The organism is Pseudohaliea sp., from assembly GCF_040217025.1.
GTDB lineage: Bacteria > Pseudomonadota > Gammaproteobacteria > Pseudomonadales > Halieaceae > Pseudohaliea.
In genome coordinates, this window is the sequence record NZ_JAVJOA010000008.1 from 364,649 (window position 1) to 381,136 (window position 16,488).

A 16,488-nucleotide genomic window follows, 5' to 3' on the forward strand; every position below is an offset into this window, starting at 1 on the left:
GGCCGGGCTCAGAACAGGGCGTGGTCGCCGAGGTCCTGGCCGGCGAGGCCCTGCGTCAGCACCTGCCCGTAGAACCCCTCCAGCGTGTCCTCGCCGAAGGACGGTGTCGCGTCGGCATCGTAGGCGCCGCGCTCTTCATCCCAGAGCAGCATGGACTCGGTGGCGTAGTAGTGGCCGATGCGGGCGAACTCCGCCTTGTCGAGGAGCGGCGGGAACACCCGCCCCAGGGTACCGAGGGCGCCGCCGACGGCGGTGAACAGGCCCGGCGGGACGCTGCGAAAATGCGCCGGCCGGCCACTCAGGCGGAACAGGAGTTCACCCATGGCCCGCGGCGTCAGCGCCGGGCCCGGGCCGCCGATGGGCAGGACGGCGTTTTCCCTTGCCGGGTCGTCGAGGCAGTCGGCGAGGTAGCGGGCGAGGTCGCGCTCGCTGATGGGCTTGCAGGCGGTGAGTTCGCCGTCGCCGAAGAGCAGGTAGGGCTTGCCGGCGAGGACCCGGGGCACCTGCCCGGCAAGGGACTTGAAGAACGCCGTGGGGCGGACGATGGAATACGCGAGGCCGCTGCCAGCGAGGGACTCCTCGAAGGCCAGCTTGGCCTGCTGGAAGGCGAGTTTCGGCCGCTGCACGCAGATCGCTGAGAGCAGCACGAAGCGGGGTACCCCGGCCGCCAGGGCCGCATCCAGCAGCACCCGGTTGGCCTCGAACTCCACGTTCCAGGCATCGCGGATACCGCCGCCGCGGGTGGCGAGGCAGGAGAAGACCGCGTCGAAGGTCTCACCGGCGAAACCGTCCTCACGCAGCCTGCGCGGGTCGGAGACGTCGCCCACGCGCAGCTCCGCGCCGGGAAGGTCGCGGGCGAGGTCCGCCGGGCTTTCCCGGCCGCCGACACCGCTCCGCGGCCGCACCAGGCAGACCACGCGGTGCCCGCGCGCGCACAGCTCGCGGACCAGCGCGCGCCCGATGTAGCCGCTGGCGCCGGCGACGAAGACCGCGGCGCCGCGGCGGGGGGCTGCCTCGGCGCCGGGGATCAGTACAGGTAGTCCTTGGCCTTGTACTCGTCGTGGCAGGCCTTGCAGGCGCCGCCCGTGGCCTTCACGGCCTCGGCGATGGCCGCCCGGTCGCCGCCTTCCGCCGCCTCGTCGAGCGCCTCGGCGGCTTCCCTGAGGTCCGCAAGCTTGGCCTCGAAATCGTCCATGTTCTCCCAGATGGCCGGCTTGGCCCGGGTCATGCCCTTCTCGGAGCCGGGGGCGAAGCCGCGCAGGAGGTCGAGCTCGGTGACCGTCTCGAGGTCATCCGCCCAGCCCTGGAGCATTTCGAGATCCCAGGGGATGTCACCTTTGACCATGTCGGCGATCGGGCCGAAGTTCATCGCCACGATGGCGAAGTAGGACTGCCGGTAGGACTGCAGCGGCTCGTCCGAATCGAGGCGCGCGCTGACCAGCGGCGCGGCGGCGATGGAGGCCGCCACGGCGGCCGCGGCGAGGGTGCGTTTCAGGGGCATCGGCATGGGTGGATTTCTCCTCTGGCCTTTTGGGATATGGCGCGGGCACTGCGCCCGCGCTCCGCTCTATGCTAGCAGATGCCCCGGTGCGTGCCAGCAGCACCCGGGGGATGACGCTGCGGACGGGACTCTCGCCAGCCTCCCGGGTGGCGGGTAAACTGCGCCGCGGATCAACGGGGGGAAGGGGAGACCATGAGGGAGGGAACGCGGCCGCTGGAGGGCCTGCGCGTCGTCGAGCTGGGGCAATTGCTGGCGGGGCCGTTCACGGGAACGATCCTGGCCTATTTCGGCGCCGAGGTGATCAAGGTCGAGCCCCCCGGGGGCGACCCGATCCGCGGCTGGCGCGAGGTGAAAGGCGGCACGTCGCTGTGGTACCGGAGTCTCGGCCGCAACAAGAAGTCGGTGACCCTCGACCTCAAGAGCGAGCGCGGCCGGGCCCTGGCGCTGTCACTCCTCGACGGCGCCGACGTGCTGGTGGAGAACTTCCGGCCCGGCGCGATGGAGCAGTGGGGCCTTGGCCCGGAGGTGGTCAAGGCGCGCAACCCGAAGCTCATCTACGCGCGCATTTCCGGCTACGGGCAGACCGGTCCCTACGCCAACAAGCCCGGCTACGCCTCCGTGACCGAGGGCTTCGGCGGTTTCCGCTACCTGAACGGCGAGCCCGGCAAGGCGCCGGTGCGGCCGAACATCTCTCTCGGCGACACGCTGTCGGCGATCCATGCCGCCCTGGGTATTGCCCTGGCGATCATCCAGCGCCAGCGCAGCGGCGAGGGCCAGACCATCGACGTGGCCCTGTACGAGTCCGTCTTCAACCTGCTCGAGGCGGTCGTGCCCGAGTTCGACGGCGCCGGCCTGGTGCGCGAGCCCGCCGGGACGACGCTCACGGGTATCGTGCCCACCAACACCTACCGCTGCGCCGACGGCCGCTACGTGATCATCGGCGGCAACGGCGACTCGATTTTCAAGCGCCTGATGGTCGTCGCGGGACGGCCGGACATGGCCGAGGACCCGGCGCTCGCGGATAACGCCGGGCGCGTGCGCCAGGAGGCGGCCATCGACGCGGCGCTGGCGGCGTGGTGTGCAGGGCTCCCGGCGGCCGCGGTGATCGAGCAGCTCGAGGCGGCGCGCGTACCGGTGGGGCCAATCTACAGTGTCGCCGACATGGTCGCGGACCCGCACTTCCAGGCCCGGGGCCTGTTCGAGACCGTGGAGGTGGACGGGGAGCCGCTGAAGATTCCGGCGATCCTGCCGCGGCTGGAGACGACGCCGGGCCGCACGGACTGGCCCGGCGGCGCGGTCGGCAGCCACAACGAGGAAATCCTCGGCGGGCTGCTGGGCCTCTCCGGCGAGGAACTGGCGGCGCTGCGCGCCGACGGCGTGATCGCCTGAGGCGCTACCTGCCGAGCAGGGTGCGCGCGACCAGTTCGCGCATGATCTCCGAGGAGCCGCCGTAGATGCGCTGGATCCGCGCGTCGGTATAAAAGCGCGAGATCGGGTACTCGCTGGTGTAGCCATAGCCGCCGAAGAGCTGCAGGCATTCATCGACGGTGCTGCACTGCATCTCGCAGGAGGCGAGCTTGAGCATCGCCGCCTTGTCGGCGGTGAGTTCGCCGCGGGCGTACTCGTCGGCGCACTGCTCGTAGAGCGCCCGGTTGAGGCCGATCTCGGTTTTCACGTCGGCGAGCTTGAAGCGGGTGTTCTGGAAGGCGCCGATGGCCTGGCCGAAGGCCTTGCGCTCCTGCACGTAGTCCACGGTCAGGGCGAGCGCACCCTCGGCGGCAGCCACCGCCTGGGCGGCGATGCCGAGGCGCTCCCGGGGCAGTTCTTCCATCATGATGACGAAACCGCGATTTTCCTCGCCGAGCAGGGCATCTGCGGGCAGGCGCACGTCCTGGAAGAACAGCTGGGCCGTGTCGGAGCTGTGCTGGCCGATCTTCTCGATCTTCTTGCTCTTCTCGAAACCGGGCAGGTGCGCGTCCACCAGGAACAGGCTGGTGCCCTTGGCGCCCTTGCCCGGGTCCGTGATCGCGGCGACGATCACGAGGTCGGCGTGGATGCCGTTGGTGATGAAGATCTTGGAGCCGTTCAGGATCCACCCATCGCCGTCGCGGACCGCGCTGGTGCGGATCGCCTGCACGTCGGAGCCCGCGCCCGGCTCGGTCATGGCCAGGGCGCCCACGGCGTCGCCGGAGACCATGCGCGGCAGCCACTGCTGCTTCTGTGCCTCGGTGCCGTGATGGATGATGTACGGGGCGACGATGTTCGAGTGGATGCCGTAGCCGCTGGCGATCCCGCCGAAGCCCATGGCCGACAGCTCCTCGATGAGGGCGAGGGTCACGTGCGGGGAGGTGCCGGCCCCGCCATAGGCCTCGTCGACATCCGGGCAGAGCAGCCCGGCCTCACCGAGGGTGCGCCAGAGTTCCCGCGGTACGAGGTGCTCTTCCTCCCACTGTTCGAAATGGGGGCTGATCTCCTGCTCGAAGGCCCGCCGGGCCATGTCGCGGAAGAGGGTCATCTCGTCGCTGCCGATGTCCATGTTCATGGGCACACTCCTGCCTGGGCGGATGTTGACGGGGCACATATTGTCGGGGAAGGCGCCCACAGTGGCAACTCCGCCCCCACCGGCTGAAGGGGCCCGGGGGCGGTGCTACACTGGCCGGCGTCAAGCAAGCCAAGGAGCACGGAGACACCCATGCGCGACTACACCCGCTTCTACATCGACGGCCAATGGGTCGAACCGGCCGAGCCACGCCCGCACGACGTGATCAACCCGGCGACGGAGGAGGTCTGCGCCCGCATTTCGCTCGGCGGCGAGGCCGACGTGGACCGCGCCGTAGCCGCGGCCCGGCGCGCTTTCGACAGCTACTCGCAGACCAGCCGCGAAGAGCGCGTGGAGCTCCTCGAGGCGTGCGCGGCGGTCTACGAACGGCGCTTCGCCGATGTCGCCGCCGCCATCAGCGAGGAGATGGGCGCGCCGAAGCGTCTCGCCGGCGGCAGCCAGGCCTTCACCGGGCTCGGCCACCTCAAGGAGGCGGCGAAGATCCTGCGCGACTACCCGTTCGAGGAAGACATCGGTCCGCACCGCGTGGTCAAGGAGCCGATCGGCGTCTGCGGCCTGATCACGCCCTGGAACTGGCCGGTCAACCAGATCGCCTGCAAGGTGGCGCCGGCCCTGGCCGTGGGCTGCACGGTGATCCTGAAGCCCAGCGAGGTCGCGCCGCTGTCGGCCTGGATCTTCACGGAGATCCTCGACGAGGCCGGTGTGCCGGCCGGGGTCTACAACATGGTCAACGGCGACGGCCCGGGCGTCGGCACCTTCCTGTCGAAACACCCGGGCGTCGACATGATGTCCTTCACCGGGTCGACGCGTGCCGGCACGCTGGTGGCACAGAATGCGGCGCCCACGGTGAAGCGCGTCACCCAGGAGCTCGGCGGCAAGTCGCCGAAAATCATCCTCGAGGATGCCGACCTGGAGAAGGCGGTGGCGAGCGGCGTCGAGGGCATGTACGAGAATACCGGCCAATCCTGCAACGCCCCCTCGCGCATGCTGGTACCGCGGTCCCGGCTTGCCGAGGCGGAGGCCATCGCGCTGCGGGTCACCGGGGAAACCGTGGTCGGCGACCCGGCAGACGAGAAGACGCAGGTCGGGCCGGTGGTCTCCGAGGTGCAGTGGCAGAAAATCCAGGGCCTTATCGAGCGCGGCATCGCCGAGGGCGCAAAGCTCGTGTGCGGCGGCCCGGGCAAGCCCGAGGGGCTCGAGCGCGGTTACTACGTGCGCCCCACGGTGTTCTCCGAGGTCAGCAACGACATGACCATCGCCCGCGAGGAGATCTTCGGCCCGGTGCTGGTCATGATCCCCTACGACAGCGAAGAGGAGGCGCTGCGCATTGCCAACGATACGCCTTACGGTCTCGCGGCGTACGTCCAGAGCGAGGACATCGAGCATGCCCGCCGGGTGGCGGCGAAGATCCGCGCCGGCAACATCCACATCAACGACCAGTGGGGCGGTTTCGCGGTGCCCTTCGGCGGCTACAAGCAGTCCGGCAACGGCCGCGAGTGGGGCGCCCACGGTTTCACCGACTTCCTCGAGCTCAAGGCCATCGAAGGTTACGGGACCTAGACACGGGAAAGGACACTGAGCCATGGCTGATTACATCCTCGCCATTGACCAGGGCACCACCGGCACGACCGTCGCCCTCATGGATTCGACGGGGCGGCTTCGTGCCAGCGTGAACAACGAGTTCCCGCAGCACTACCCGAAGCCCGGCTGGGTGGACCACCGCGTCGATGACATCCGTGCGTCCGTCGACAAGGGCATCCGCGGCGTCTTGCGCAAGGGCGTGTGCAAGGCCAGCGAGATCGCGGCGATCGGTATCACCAACCAGCGCGAGACGGCGCTGCTCTGGGACCGGGAGACGGGCGAAGCGCTTAACAACGCCGTGGTCTGGCAGTGCCGCCGGACCACGGACTTCTGCGAGACGCTGAAGTCCCGGGGCTTTGAGAAGACCGTGCGCCGCAAGGCCGGCCTGGTACTGGACCCGTATTTCTCGGCCAGCAAGTTCCGCTGGCTGCTGCATAACACGCCGGGCATCCGGCGCAGGCTCGACGCCGGCCGGGTGGCCGCGGGGACCGTGGACAGCTACCTGGTCTGGCAGCTCACCGGCGGCGAGCGGCACGTGACCGACGTGTCCAACGCGGCCCGCACCAGCCTGATGAACCTGAAGCGGCTGGCCTGGGACAGTGAGCTGGCAGAGCTGTTCGAGGTACCGCTGGCGCTGCTGCCGGAGATCGTGCCCACGAGCGGCACCCTCGGGCACACGCGCGGCGTCCGCGGCCTGCCGGACGGCATTCCCATCGCCGGCATGGCCGGGGACCAGCAGGCGGCGCTGTTCGGCCAGGCCTGCTTCGGCGTCGGCGACGCCAAGTGCACCTTCGGCACCGGCTCCTTCATCGTCATGAACACCGGCGACGAACTGCTCCACTCCCATGCGGGCCTGCTGACCACGGTGGCGTGGCAGCTGGGGGAGGGCGGCAGGCCCGTCTACGCCCTGGAGGGCGGCGCCTTTATCTGCGGCGCCGCGGTGCAGTGGCTGCGCGACGGCCTCAAGCTGATCCGCCGCTCGGCGGACGTGGAGGCCCTGGCGGCGGAAGTCGAGGACCACGGCGGTGTCGAGTTCGTCCCCGCCCTCACCGGCCTCGGCGCCCCGCACTGGGTGCCGGAGGCGCGCGGTCTCATCACCGGCCTCACCCGCGGCAGCACCCGCGGCCACATCGCCCGCGCCACCCTCGATGCCATCGCCCTGCAGAACGCGGACATTCTCGGCGCCATGGAGAAGGACCTCGGCCGGCGCATGCGGCCCCTGCGCGTGGACGGCGGCGCATCGGCCAACAACCTGCTCATGCAGATCCAGGCGGATGTGCTCGGGCGCAAGCTGATCCGGCCACAGGTCATCGAGACCACGGTCGCCGGTGCGAGCTACCTCGCGGGTGTGGGTATCGGCCTGTGGCGGGGGACGTCGGATATCCGCCGCATCTGGCAGGCCGGGGAGGAGTTCCGGGTGCGCCTCTCGGCACCCGCGCGGCGGCGCCGCCGCGACTCCTGGGAAACGGCGCTGGAGCGCACGCTGCGCTGATCAGTCGGCCGGCCGGTCCCGCGGCTCCGCCGCGCCCTCGGGCCACTCGAGGATGCCCCGGGCCCGTGCCCGGGACTCCCAGTTCCGCCGGGCCAGCGCCTGCATGTCAGTGACGGCGTCCGACTCGTCGACGATCTCCAGCCCGAGCAGGGTCTCGATCACGTCCTCCATGGTGACGATGCCGGCCATGCCGCCGTAGTCGTCCATGACCAGGGCGATGTGCTCGCGCTTCTCGAGGAAGCTCGTGAACAGCGCCGGCAGCGGCGAGGCTTCCTGCACCACGGGAATGGGCCGCTGCAGCTCGCCCAGCGCCAGCTCCGCCTGGCCCGCAGCCTGCCTCTCCAGCGCTTCCGTGCGCAGGAAATAGCCGCTGATGTCCTCGCTGCGGCCCTCCCGGGACAGCGGGATACGCGAGAAACGCAGCCCCGGGTTGGCGCCGAGGAAGGCGCCGACGCTGGTGCCGGCGTCCGCCGTGCGCACTACCATGCGCGGGGTCATCACGTCGCGGGCGGTGACGTCCTTGAAGCGCAGCAGGTTGCGGATAATCGCGGTCTCGCCGCGGGCAAAGACGCCCTCCTGCGCACCGAGCTCGGCCAGGGCCAGGAACTCGGAGCGTGTCAGCACCGAGGCGGAGTGGCTGCGGTTGAGGCTGCGGGTGACCAGCTGGCAGGCCCAGACCAGCGGGTAGAGCGCGGCGATGATAAAGGCGAGGGAACGCGCCGTGAAGGGCGCCAGCCGCTGCCAGAAGCTCGCGCCCAGGGTCTTGGGAATGATCTCCGAGAGGATGAGGACGGCGAGGGTCATGGTCGCCGGCACCGCCAGCGAGGTGATAAGCGGGTTGGCGTCCGCCCAGATCAGCGCAGCCTGCTGGCCGACGCCGATGGCGCCGACGGTGTGAGCAATGGTATTCAGCGTAAGAATGGCCGCCAGGGGCCGGTCGATGTTGCGCTTGAAGCGCTCCAGCCGCGCCCCGGTCCGGCCGCCCTGCTCGAGCTGCAGGCGCGCGTAGGCCGGGGTGATGGACAGCAGCACGGCCTCCCAGAGGGAGCAGAGAAACGAGGTGATGATGGCGACGAGGAAGAACGCCACCAGCAGTGACAGCACGGCCGCGCCCCCTCAGCCGCCGAGACCGCCCATGAGCACGTACTTGATCTCCGTGTAGTCGTCGATGCCGTACTTGGAGCCCTCGCGGCCCGCCCCGGACTCCTTGACGCCGCCGAAGGGTGCCATCTCGTTGGAGATCAGCCCCTCGTTGACGCCGACGATGCCGTACTGCAGGCCTTCGGCGACGCGCCAGGCGCGGCCGAGGTCCCGCGTGTAGAAGTAGCTGGCGAGGCCGAAGGGCGTGTCGTTGGCCAGGCGGATGGCCTCGGCCTCGTCCTCGAAGCGGATCACCGGGGACACCGGGCCGAAGATCTCGTTGTCGAACACCGGCATGCCCGCGGTGACGCCGGTGAGCACGGTGGGCTGGTAGAAGCAGGGGCCGAGGTCGTGCGGCGCACCGCCGAGGGCCACGGCGGCGCCCGCGTCGACGCTGCCGCGCACGAGGGCGTCGACATCGTCCACGGCGCGGGTGTTCACCAGCGGTCCGATGGCGACACCGTCGTCGAGGCCGTTGCCGACGGCGAGGTCGGCGGTGGCCGCCACCAGCTTCTCCACGAAGGCATCGTGGATGCCCGCCTGCACGAGGAAGCGGTTCGTGCAGACGCAGGTCTGGCCGCTGTTGCGGTACTTGGAGGCCATGGCCCCGGCCACCGCCGCATCGAGATCGGCATCGTCGAAGACGATGAACGGCGCGTTGCCGCCGAGTTCCATGGAGGTGCGCTTCAGGGTCCTCGCGCACTGCTCGACCAGGGTCTTGCCGACCGGGGTCGAGCCGGTGAAGGTGAGCTTGCGCACGGTCGAGTTAGCGGTGAGTTCCCCGCCGATGGCCGAGGAACTGCCGGCGACCACGTTGATCGCGCCCGCCGGAATACCGGCGCGCAGTGCGAGTTCCGCCATGGCAAGGGCCGACAGCGGTGTCTCGCTGGCGGGCTTGATGACGACGGTGCAGCCGGCGGCGAGGGCCGGGGCCGCCTTGCGCGCGATCATCGCGTTGGGGAAATTCCAGGGCGTGATCGCCGCCACCACGCCGACGGGTTCGCGCAGGCAGAGGATACGCTTGTCCGGCGCGGGCCCGGGCAGGATGTCGCCGTCGATACGCTTGGCCTGCTCGCCGAACCACTCGATGTAGGACGCGCCGTAGGCGATTTCACCGCGGGACTCTGCCAGTACCTTGCCCTGCTCGGCGGTCATGATACGGGCGAGATCCTCCTGGTTCGCCATGAGCACGTCGTACCAGGCCCGGAGCAGCTTCGCGCGCTCCTTCGCGGGCCGCCGGCGCCAGTCGGCCATGGCGCGCTCCGCGGCCTCGATGGCGCGGCGGGTCTCGGCAGCGCCGGCCTTCGCGACCTCGGCGACCGTCTCACCGGTGGCCGGGTTGGCCACGGGCAAGCGCGACCCGTCATCCGCTTCGGTCCAGGTGCCGTCGATGAGCGCGCCGGTCTTGAGCAGGGAGGGGTCGCTGAGGGAAAGGTCCATGGTGGGGCTCCGGGTTCAGTGGCTGGTGGTCAACGGTCAGTGGCAGTGTCGCGCCGCCGGCGCCGGGAACGCAAGCCGTGGCGACGCAGCAGGCCGCGCAGCTGGTCGTAGGAAAGCCCCAGGGCCTCGGCGGTGTGCTTCTGGTGGTGCCCGTGGCGGGCCAGCGCGTCCTCGAGCAATCGGCGCTCGTAGGCGTCCACGCGCTCGCGCAGCGGGGCATCCCCGGCATCCGCCTGCGGCGCGACGGAGAGCGCCTCGGCCGGCGGTGCGGCGTCGGGCGCTATCGGACGGGCTTCGGCGAAAGGGTCGAGTACCACCTCGGCGACCGGCTCGGACGGGTCTCCCCAGCGGTACACGGAGCGCTCCACGGCATTCTTCAGTTCGCGCACGTTGCCGGGCCAGGGGTGCTCGCGGAGCCGCGCCAGCGCCCCGGCGCTGAAGCCGGGGAACAGGTCCCAGCCGAGTTCGGCGCTCATCTGGATGGCGAAATGCTCGGCGAGCTCCTCGATGTCCTCGCGGCGCTCGCGCAGCGGCGGCAGGTACACCACGTCGAAGCCGAGGCGGTCCAGCAGGTCGTGGCGGAATTCGCCGGCGGCCGCGAGGGCGGGGAGGTCGGCGTGGGTGGCGGCCACCACGCGCACGTCCACCTGCAGCGTGCGCTGCCCGCCCAGGCGCTCGAATTCGCCGTACTCGACCAGGCGCAGGAGCTTCTCCTGCAGCCGCGCGGACGTGGTGCCGAGCTCGTCGAGGAACAGGGTGCCGCCGTCGGCCCGCTCGAAGCGCCCGCGGTGCATGGCGGTTGCGCCGGTGAAGGCCCCGGGCTCATGGCCGAAGAGCTCCGACTCGAGCAGGGACTCGGCCATGGCCGCGCAATTCACCTTGATGAAGGGGGCATCCCAGCGCGCCGACAGGAAGTGCAGGCGCTCGGCGGCCAGCTCCTTGCCGGTGCCGCGCTCGCCGAGGACGATGACGGGCCGGTTCACCGGTGCCAGCCGGGACAGGTGGTCCAGGGCGGCGGCCAGGGCCTCGGAGTTGCCGATCATGCTGTCGGGGGCGCGCATGGTGGTTATTTAGACCTAATGCACTGGGATTTCCAGCGCAAAATTAGGTTAAATCCACCATCTTTTCTGATCAATAACTAATAATCTACGCGAAGTAAATAGTTTAATTCTATGTTTTAAATCAAATAAAGGGGATCTGGTCCGGTGCTTGTAACCGCTACTGCGACGCGACCGGATACCCCGGCCCGCACATGAAAAAGGACCCAGGACCTTGCAGGCACGCCCCGATCGACTGCTCATCTACCTGGCGCTGGCGCTCATCGCTGCCGCCATCGCCAGCATCACCGGCCCCTCCGCGGGCCTGCTGACGCTGCTGCAGGTAGTGGTCGTGATCGAGGCGATCAATCTCCTCGGCGCCCCCGGGGATGGCTGCGATGGTAACGGGTCCCGTTCAGGCACAGGAGACTGACCATGGGCATTTTTTCCCGCATGACCGATATCATCAACTCCAACATCAACTCGCTGCTGGACCGGGCGGAAGATCCGGAGAAGATGATCCGGCTCATCATCCAGGAAATGGAGGACACGCTCGTGGAGGTGCGCAGCTCCTCCGCGCGGGTCATCGCCGACCGCAAGCAGGCGGCCCGCCGGCTCGAGCAGCTGCGCGGCGAGGCCGGCGGCTGGGAAGAGAAAGCCAGGCTTGCGATCCGCAAGGGCCGGGAGGATCTCGCCCGGGCGGCGCTGCAGGAAAAGCGCGAGCTCGAAGAGGAGATCGGCGCCGTGGATGCGGAGCTCGCCGCCACGGACGAGCACGTCGCGCACCTCAACGAGGAAATCGGCCAGCTGCAGCAGAAGCTCTCGGACGCCAAGGCGAAGCAGAAAACGCTGGTCATGCGCAATGCGACCGTGGAGTCGCGCATCAAGGTCAAGCGGCAGGTGCATCGCGAGGCCCTGGACGACGCCTTCACCCGCTTCGAGCACTTCGAGCGTCGCATGGACAACCTCGAGAGCCAGCTCGACGTCATGGACATGGGCCGGGACGTCTCCCCCGGTCTCGCCGCGGAGATCGACGCCCTGCAGCAGGACGAGCGCCTGAACGAGGAGCTGGCGCGGCTGCGCCGCGAGGTCCGCGGCGAGGGCCGGGCCGGCGACGGCCAGGAGGGCGGACAGAGCGGGGAGACCGGGGGGAAGGCCTAGGCCGGCTGGTATACCCTTGAAGACACTCACGACCACAGGATCGATCAATGGACTACTGGGAATTCCTATTCGTCCCCACCGTGCTGTTCATGGTGGTGGTGGCGCCGATCTGGATCGTCATGCACTACCGCAGCGTCAACCGCTCCAGCCGCAGCCTCAATGAGGAGGACCGGCAGCGGATCGAGGATATGCTGGTGACCGTGGACCGGCTGACGGAGCGGATCGCTACCCTGGAATCGATCCTGGACGACGAACAACCCGACTGGCGGCAGCAGGACGGCCGCGGTCGCAGAAAGGAGGCCTCATCATGAGCCACAGGGACCCACGGAGCTTCGGCGCGCGCAAGCGTGCAGGCTGGGGCATGGACCTTTACCGCAACACCCGCCGCAGCCGCTTGGCCGGCGTCTGCGCAGGCATTGCCGACTACTGGGATGTCGCCCACTGGGTGGTACGCCTGCTGTTTATCGCCGCGTTCCTGTTCACCGGTACGCTGGCGCTGTGGGCCTACCTGGCCGGCTGGCTGCTGCTGGCGCCGCGGCCGCGCGGCTCGATCCCCGGCGAGGGCGTCGACGAGCCGTCGCCGCAGCGCCCCATGGAGTACGACGAGCGCCGCCACGATTACCGCCCGCAGCACCCGTTCCGCTACAGCGAGAGCGCCAGCGTGCGTCTCGAGCGGGCCCAGGAGCGGCTCGACGCGGCCCTGCGCCGGGTCGAGGACATGGAGCGTCATGTCACTTCGCGACGCTACCAGCTGAACAAGGCGTTTTCCCGCCTCTGAGGCCGCCCCGCGGTGCCGCTGCGGGTCCCCTGCACCGCGCGCGAGGCTACCTTTCCGGGGCAGCCCGCGTGCGCTATGCTCCCTGCTCATAACGATATTCCGCTTCCCGCAAGAAGCGCCCCGCACACCGTGCAGGAGGTCCAGGCTGAACCAGGCGCTTGCCCAGTCCATGCCGACCGGGGGCCGGCCCCGGCCACCGGTCGACAGCAATGTCCCGCCGCCGCATCCGCTGCTGGCGCTGACCGAGGCGCACCGCGTGGTGCTCGAGGTGCTCTCCCTGCGCCTCGCCCGCGGCCTGCTCGCCAGCGCGCCGGCCGGCGACGGACACCCGGTGATGATCCTGCCCGGATTTCTCGGTTCCGACGGCTACAACGCGGCCTTCCGCCGTTATCTCACGCGCCAGGGCTACGCCGTGCACGGCTGGGCGCAGGGCCGCAACCTCGGGCCCCGGGACGGCGTGCTCGAGGCGCTGGTCGAACGGGTCGCGTTCCTCGCCTCGCGCTACGGCGGACCGATCTCTCTCGTCGGCCACAGCCTGGGCGGCATTTTCGCCCGGGAGCTGGCGCGGGAGCTGTCGGCGAGCGTTCGCCAGGTGATCTCCCTCGGCAGCCCCTTCGGTGAGGGGCGCTGGACCGGCTCCTACCCGGCGCGGCTCTTCGCGAGCCTGAACCCGCGGGACGATCTGCCGATCCCGGAAACCGTGCTGCCGACGGCGCCACCGGTACCGACGACGGCGGTCTATTCCAAGGGGGACGGCATCTGCAACTGGCGCACGGCGCGACAGGTGGCGGAGGCGGCGCATGCGCAGACGCAGAGCATCCAGGTGCGCGGCAGTCACTGCGGCATGACCCTGAACCCCGCGATCTGGTTCCTCGTCGCCGAGCGTCTCGCCCAGCCCGCGGACGACTGGCGCCCGTTCCGGCCCCGCGAGTGGGCCTGGCTGCTCTATCCCGCCTGCCGCTAGCCCGGGCGAGCGACGCTCACGCCGCCCGGTCGCTCCCCGCTACACGCTTCGTGAGAGTAGTTTCCCGCGCTCGCCCGTCACGCCTCAGGCTCCGGCGAGCCGCTCCGCGTGGAAGGCGATGTGCTCGCCGACGAAGCTGGCTATGAAGTAGTAGCTGTGGTCGTAGCCCGGCTGGCGGCGCAGGGTCGCCTCGATGCCGGCATCGGCACAGGCCGCCTCGAGGCGCTCGGGCATCAGCTGCTCGGCGAGAAAGCCGTCGGCCTCGCCCTGGTCCACGAGCAGCGGGCGCGCCGTCGCGCCGTCCCGGAGCAGCGCCTCGGCATCCCAGCTGCGCCACAGCGCCGTGTCTTCACCGAGATAGTTGCCGAGGGCTTTCTGGCCCCAGGGGCAACGGGAGGGTGCGCAGATCGGCGCAAAGGCCGAGATGCTCGCGTAGCGCTCCGGGTTTCTCAGCCCCGCCACCAGCGCGCCGTGGCCGCCCATGGAGTGCCCCGCAATCGCTGCCGGGCCATCGCGCAGCGGAAACTCCGCGGCCACCAGCGCGGGGAGCTCGTGCACGACGTAGTCGTACATGTGGTAGTGGTCGCGCCAGGGCGCCTCGGTGGCATTCACGTAGAAGCCCGCGCCGAGGCCGAAGTCCCAGGCGCCCTCCGCGTCGTCGGGCACGCCGTCTCCGCGGGGGCTGGTATCCGGCGCGACCAGGGCGATGCCGGCCTCGGCGGCGTAGCGCTGGGCCCCGGCCTTGGTGACGAAGTTCTCGTCCGTGCAGGTGAGGCCCGATAGCCAGTACAGCACCGGTACCGGCCCCGCGTTTGCCTGCGGCGGCAGGTAGACGGAAAACGTCATGCTGCAGTCGAGGGCGGTGGAGGCGTGGCGCAGGCGCAGCTGCTCTCCGTCGAAACAGCGGCTGGCGGCTAGCGTTTCCAGGGCCATGGGGGTCTCCTTGCGATACGGGCGTGGGATGCGTGGCTGTCGCGGCAGTATACGCAGCCCGGGGTCGATTTCGAGGGCTGCCCGCCCGGCGCGCTTCGAGTACCCTTGCAGCGCACTGCGCGGAGGGGACATGGACGAACGCATCGAGGATTTCGGCGGGGAGGGCACACCGGTGCTCTTCGCCCACGCCAACGGCTATCCGCCCGCCAGCTACCGGCAGTTTCTCGAGCGGCTCACGGGCAGCTGCCGCGTGGTCGCCGTGCGCCACCGGCCGCTCTGGGGCGCGCCCGAGCCGCCGGCGGGGCGGCTGCGCTGGTCGGCGTTTGCCGAGGACCTGCTCGACACGGCCCGGGCGACGGGCCTCGAGCGTCCCTGGCTCCTCGGCCACAGCATGGGCGGGACCATCGGCCTGCTCGCCGCCGGCCGCGAGGCGGAGCGCTTCCGCGGCCTGCTGCTCATGGACCCGGTGTTCCTGCCCACGCGCCTCGTGCTGGCGACCCGCCTGACGCCGCGGCGGCGCCTCGAGCGCATGCCCATGATCCGCCGTACCCTGGGGCGGCCGCAGCACTTCGCCGACGAGGAAGCGGCTTTCGACTTCTACCGGGGCAAGCGGGCCTTTCGCGGCTTCGACGACGAGGCCCTGGCCGACTACGTGGCGGCGAGCTGCAAGCCCGCGGCGGGTGGCGGCGTCGAGCTGGCCTTTCCCGCGGCCTGGGAGGCGGCGATCTACGCCAGCGCGCCGCTGGTCTGGCCGCGGCTGGCACGCCTGCGCCTGCCGACGCTCGGCCTGCGCGGCGAGCACTCGGACACGCTCACGAAGTCGATGTTCCTGCGCTGGAGGCGGCTGCAGCCGACGGCGGCGCTGCACAGCTGCCCGGGCGGCCACCTGTTCCCCCTGGAGCACCCGGCGCAGGCGGCGCAGCGGGTGCTCGACTTTCTCGCCCGCGCCCACCGCTGAGGCTGGCCTCGGCGTTTGCGCCGTCTATAATGGGCGCAAATCCCCCGGACGAGGTCATCATGGGAAAGCTGCTGGTCATTGCCGATCTTGACGACAAGTGCGTCGCTACGCCACGGGGCCTGGAGCTGGCCCACAAGCTGGGCCACAGTGTCGACGTGGTCGCCTTCGCCTATGCCTCCCTGCGCCGGCTCACCGGCGACAAGGCGGAGCAGGAGAAGCTCAAGCGGCAACTCCTCGACCAGCGTGAGCTGGCCCTGCGCGAGCGCATCGACAGCCACGCGCGGCCCGGGCAGGACGTGTCCCTGCGCGTGGTCTGGATGAAGGATATCCACGAGTGGATCAGCAAGCGCTGCGCCGGCGGTAAGTACGACCTCGTGGTCAAGACCGGCAACCGCAGCGGCACCTTCACCTACACCTCGACGGACTGGCACCTGCTCCGGGAATGCCCGGCTCCCGTGCTCATTGCCGCCGAGAAGAAGTGGAGCCGCACCAAGCCGGTGCTGGCGACGCTGGATCTCGGTACCCGCTCGCGCACCAAGCAGGAGCTCAACGACGCGGTGCTCGCGCGGGCGAAGTCCTACGCCGATGCGCTCGGCGTGGAGCTGCGCATCATCGCCGCCATCGAGATCCCGACGCTGCTGGCGGATCTCGACATCGTCGACCCGGACAGCTACGCAAAGGAGCAGCGTGAAGCGATGCAGCCGCGCATCAGCAAGCTCGCCGAAGCCCACGGCATCCCGGAAAAAGCCTTCCGCACCAAGCGCGGCCCTGTGGCCAAGGTGATCACCTCCGAGGCGGCGCGCTCGCGCGCCCAGCTCGTGGTCATGGGCACGGTCGGTCGCACCGGCGTCAAGGCCAAGCTCCTCGGCAACACGGCGGAGGCGGTCCTGCAGACCCTCAACACGGACGTGGTGGCGCTGAAGCCTGGCACCTGAGGTTGGCG

Annotated in this window: 17 protein-coding genes; 10 read left to right on the top strand and 7 right to left on the bottom strand. The window is 70.0% G+C overall.

All coding sequences use genetic code 11. From position 1 onward, the window contains the following. Window positions 1-8 precede the first annotated feature (8 nt). Both RKE50_RS05860 and RKE50_RS05865 read right to left on the bottom strand, forming a co-directional pair. A complete protein-coding gene (locus RKE50_RS05860; RefSeq protein ID WP_350036484.1) occupies window positions 9-1,076 on the bottom strand; it encodes an NAD(P)H-binding protein in 1,068 nt (355 codons plus the stop codon). Next, window positions 1,028-1,507 carry a c-type cytochrome gene (locus RKE50_RS05865; protein WP_350035113.1) on the bottom strand — a complete coding sequence of 160 codons (480 nt, stop codon included), beginning with the start codon at window positions 1,505-1,507 and terminating at the stop codon, window positions 1,028-1,030. The genes RKE50_RS05860 and RKE50_RS05865 overlap by 49 nt, the downstream gene beginning before the upstream one ends. A gap of 186 nt (window positions 1,508-1,693) precedes the next feature. On the opposite strand from RKE50_RS05865, the gene RKE50_RS05870 reads away from it, so the two are divergent. Continuing rightward, window positions 1,694-2,890, top strand: coding sequence for a CaiB/BaiF CoA transferase family protein (locus RKE50_RS05870; protein WP_350035114.1), 1,197 nt, complete (start codon window positions 1,694-1,696; stop codon window positions 2,888-2,890). A 4-nt stretch (window positions 2,891-2,894) separates the two neighbouring features. Here the strand turns inward: RKE50_RS05870 and RKE50_RS05875 are convergent, their stop codons facing one another. Further along, a complete protein-coding gene (locus RKE50_RS05875; protein WP_350035115.1) occupies window positions 2,895-4,043 on the bottom strand; it encodes an acyl-CoA dehydrogenase family protein in 1,149 nt (382 codons plus the stop codon). Between the two features lie 150 nt (window positions 4,044-4,193). Between RKE50_RS05875 and RKE50_RS05880 the strand changes: the two genes are divergently transcribed. Then, window positions 4,194-5,621, top strand: coding sequence for an aldehyde dehydrogenase family protein (locus tag RKE50_RS05880; protein WP_350035116.1), 1,428 nt, complete (start codon window positions 4,194-4,196; stop codon window positions 5,619-5,621). A 22-nt stretch (window positions 5,622-5,643) separates the two neighbouring features. After that, window positions 5,644-7,134, top strand: coding sequence for a glycerol kinase GlpK (gene glpK / locus RKE50_RS05885; RefSeq protein ID WP_350035117.1), 1,491 nt, complete (start codon window positions 5,644-5,646; stop codon window positions 7,132-7,134). Here the strand turns inward: glpK and RKE50_RS05890 are convergent, their stop codons facing one another. The 3 genes from RKE50_RS05890 to pspF are packed head-to-tail and all read right to left on the bottom strand — an operon-like array spanning window position 7,135 to window position 10,775. Next, window positions 7,135-8,238: a CNNM domain-containing protein gene (locus RKE50_RS05890; RefSeq protein WP_350035119.1), complete on the bottom strand. Its 1,104-nt coding sequence runs from the start codon at window positions 8,236-8,238 to the stop codon at window positions 7,135-7,137. Between the two features lie 12 nt (window positions 8,239-8,250). Continuing rightward, a complete protein-coding gene (locus tag RKE50_RS05895) occupies window positions 8,251-9,714 on the bottom strand; it encodes an NAD-dependent succinate-semialdehyde dehydrogenase (RefSeq protein WP_350035120.1) in 1,464 nt (487 codons plus the stop codon). A gap of 29 nt (window positions 9,715-9,743) precedes the next feature. After that, window positions 9,744-10,775, bottom strand: a complete 1,032-nt coding sequence (gene pspF, locus RKE50_RS05900) for a phage shock protein operon transcriptional activator (protein ID WP_350035121.1) — start codon at window positions 10,773-10,775, stop codon at window positions 9,744-9,746. Between the two features lie 211 nt (window positions 10,776-10,986). On the opposite strand from pspF, the gene RKE50_RS05905 reads away from it, so the two are divergent. The 5 genes from RKE50_RS05905 (at window position 10,987) to RKE50_RS05925 (ending at window position 13,654) form a co-directional block, all read left to right on the top strand. After that, window positions 10,987-11,184: a hypothetical protein gene (locus RKE50_RS05905; protein ID WP_350035122.1), complete on the top strand. Its 198-nt coding sequence runs from the start codon at window positions 10,987-10,989 to the stop codon at window positions 11,182-11,184. A gap of 2 nt (window positions 11,185-11,186) precedes the next feature. After that, on the top strand, window positions 11,187-11,912 hold the full coding sequence (gene pspA / locus RKE50_RS05910) for a phage shock protein PspA (RefSeq protein WP_350035124.1): 726 nt from the start codon (window positions 11,187-11,189) through the stop codon (window positions 11,910-11,912). A 47-nt stretch (window positions 11,913-11,959) separates the two neighbouring features. Next, window positions 11,960-12,223 carry an envelope stress response membrane protein PspB gene (gene pspB / locus RKE50_RS05915; RefSeq protein ID WP_350035125.1) on the top strand — a complete coding sequence of 88 codons (264 nt, stop codon included), beginning with the start codon at window positions 11,960-11,962 and terminating at the stop codon, window positions 12,221-12,223. Then, window positions 12,220-12,690: a PspC domain-containing protein gene (locus tag RKE50_RS05920; RefSeq protein ID WP_350035126.1), complete on the top strand. Its 471-nt coding sequence runs from the start codon at window positions 12,220-12,222 to the stop codon at window positions 12,688-12,690. Before pspB ends, RKE50_RS05920 begins: the two co-directional genes overlap by 4 nt. A gap of 169 nt (window positions 12,691-12,859) precedes the next feature. Next, window positions 12,860-13,654: an alpha/beta hydrolase gene (locus RKE50_RS05925; protein WP_350035127.1), complete on the top strand. Its 795-nt coding sequence runs from the start codon at window positions 12,860-12,862 to the stop codon at window positions 13,652-13,654. A gap of 84 nt (window positions 13,655-13,738) precedes the next feature. Here RKE50_RS05925 and fghA read toward each other — a convergent pair whose 3' ends face one another. After that, window positions 13,739-14,581: an S-formylglutathione hydrolase gene (gene fghA, locus RKE50_RS05930; protein WP_350036485.1), complete on the bottom strand. Its 843-nt coding sequence runs from the start codon at window positions 14,579-14,581 to the stop codon at window positions 13,739-13,741. Window positions 14,582-14,717: 136 nt separating this feature from the next. Between fghA and RKE50_RS05935 the strand changes: the two genes are divergently transcribed. Together RKE50_RS05935 and RKE50_RS05940 are read left to right on the top strand one after the other, a co-directional pair. Next, a complete protein-coding gene (locus RKE50_RS05935; protein ID WP_350035128.1) occupies window positions 14,718-15,545 on the top strand; it encodes an alpha/beta fold hydrolase in 828 nt (275 codons plus the stop codon). A 59-nt stretch (window positions 15,546-15,604) separates the two neighbouring features. Beyond that, the gene (locus RKE50_RS05940; RefSeq protein ID WP_350035130.1) at window positions 15,605-16,480 is read left to right on the top strand and encodes a universal stress protein; all 876 of its coding nucleotides are present in this window, start codon (window positions 15,605-15,607) and stop codon (window positions 16,478-16,480) included. Window positions 16,481-16,488 lie beyond the last annotated feature (8 nt).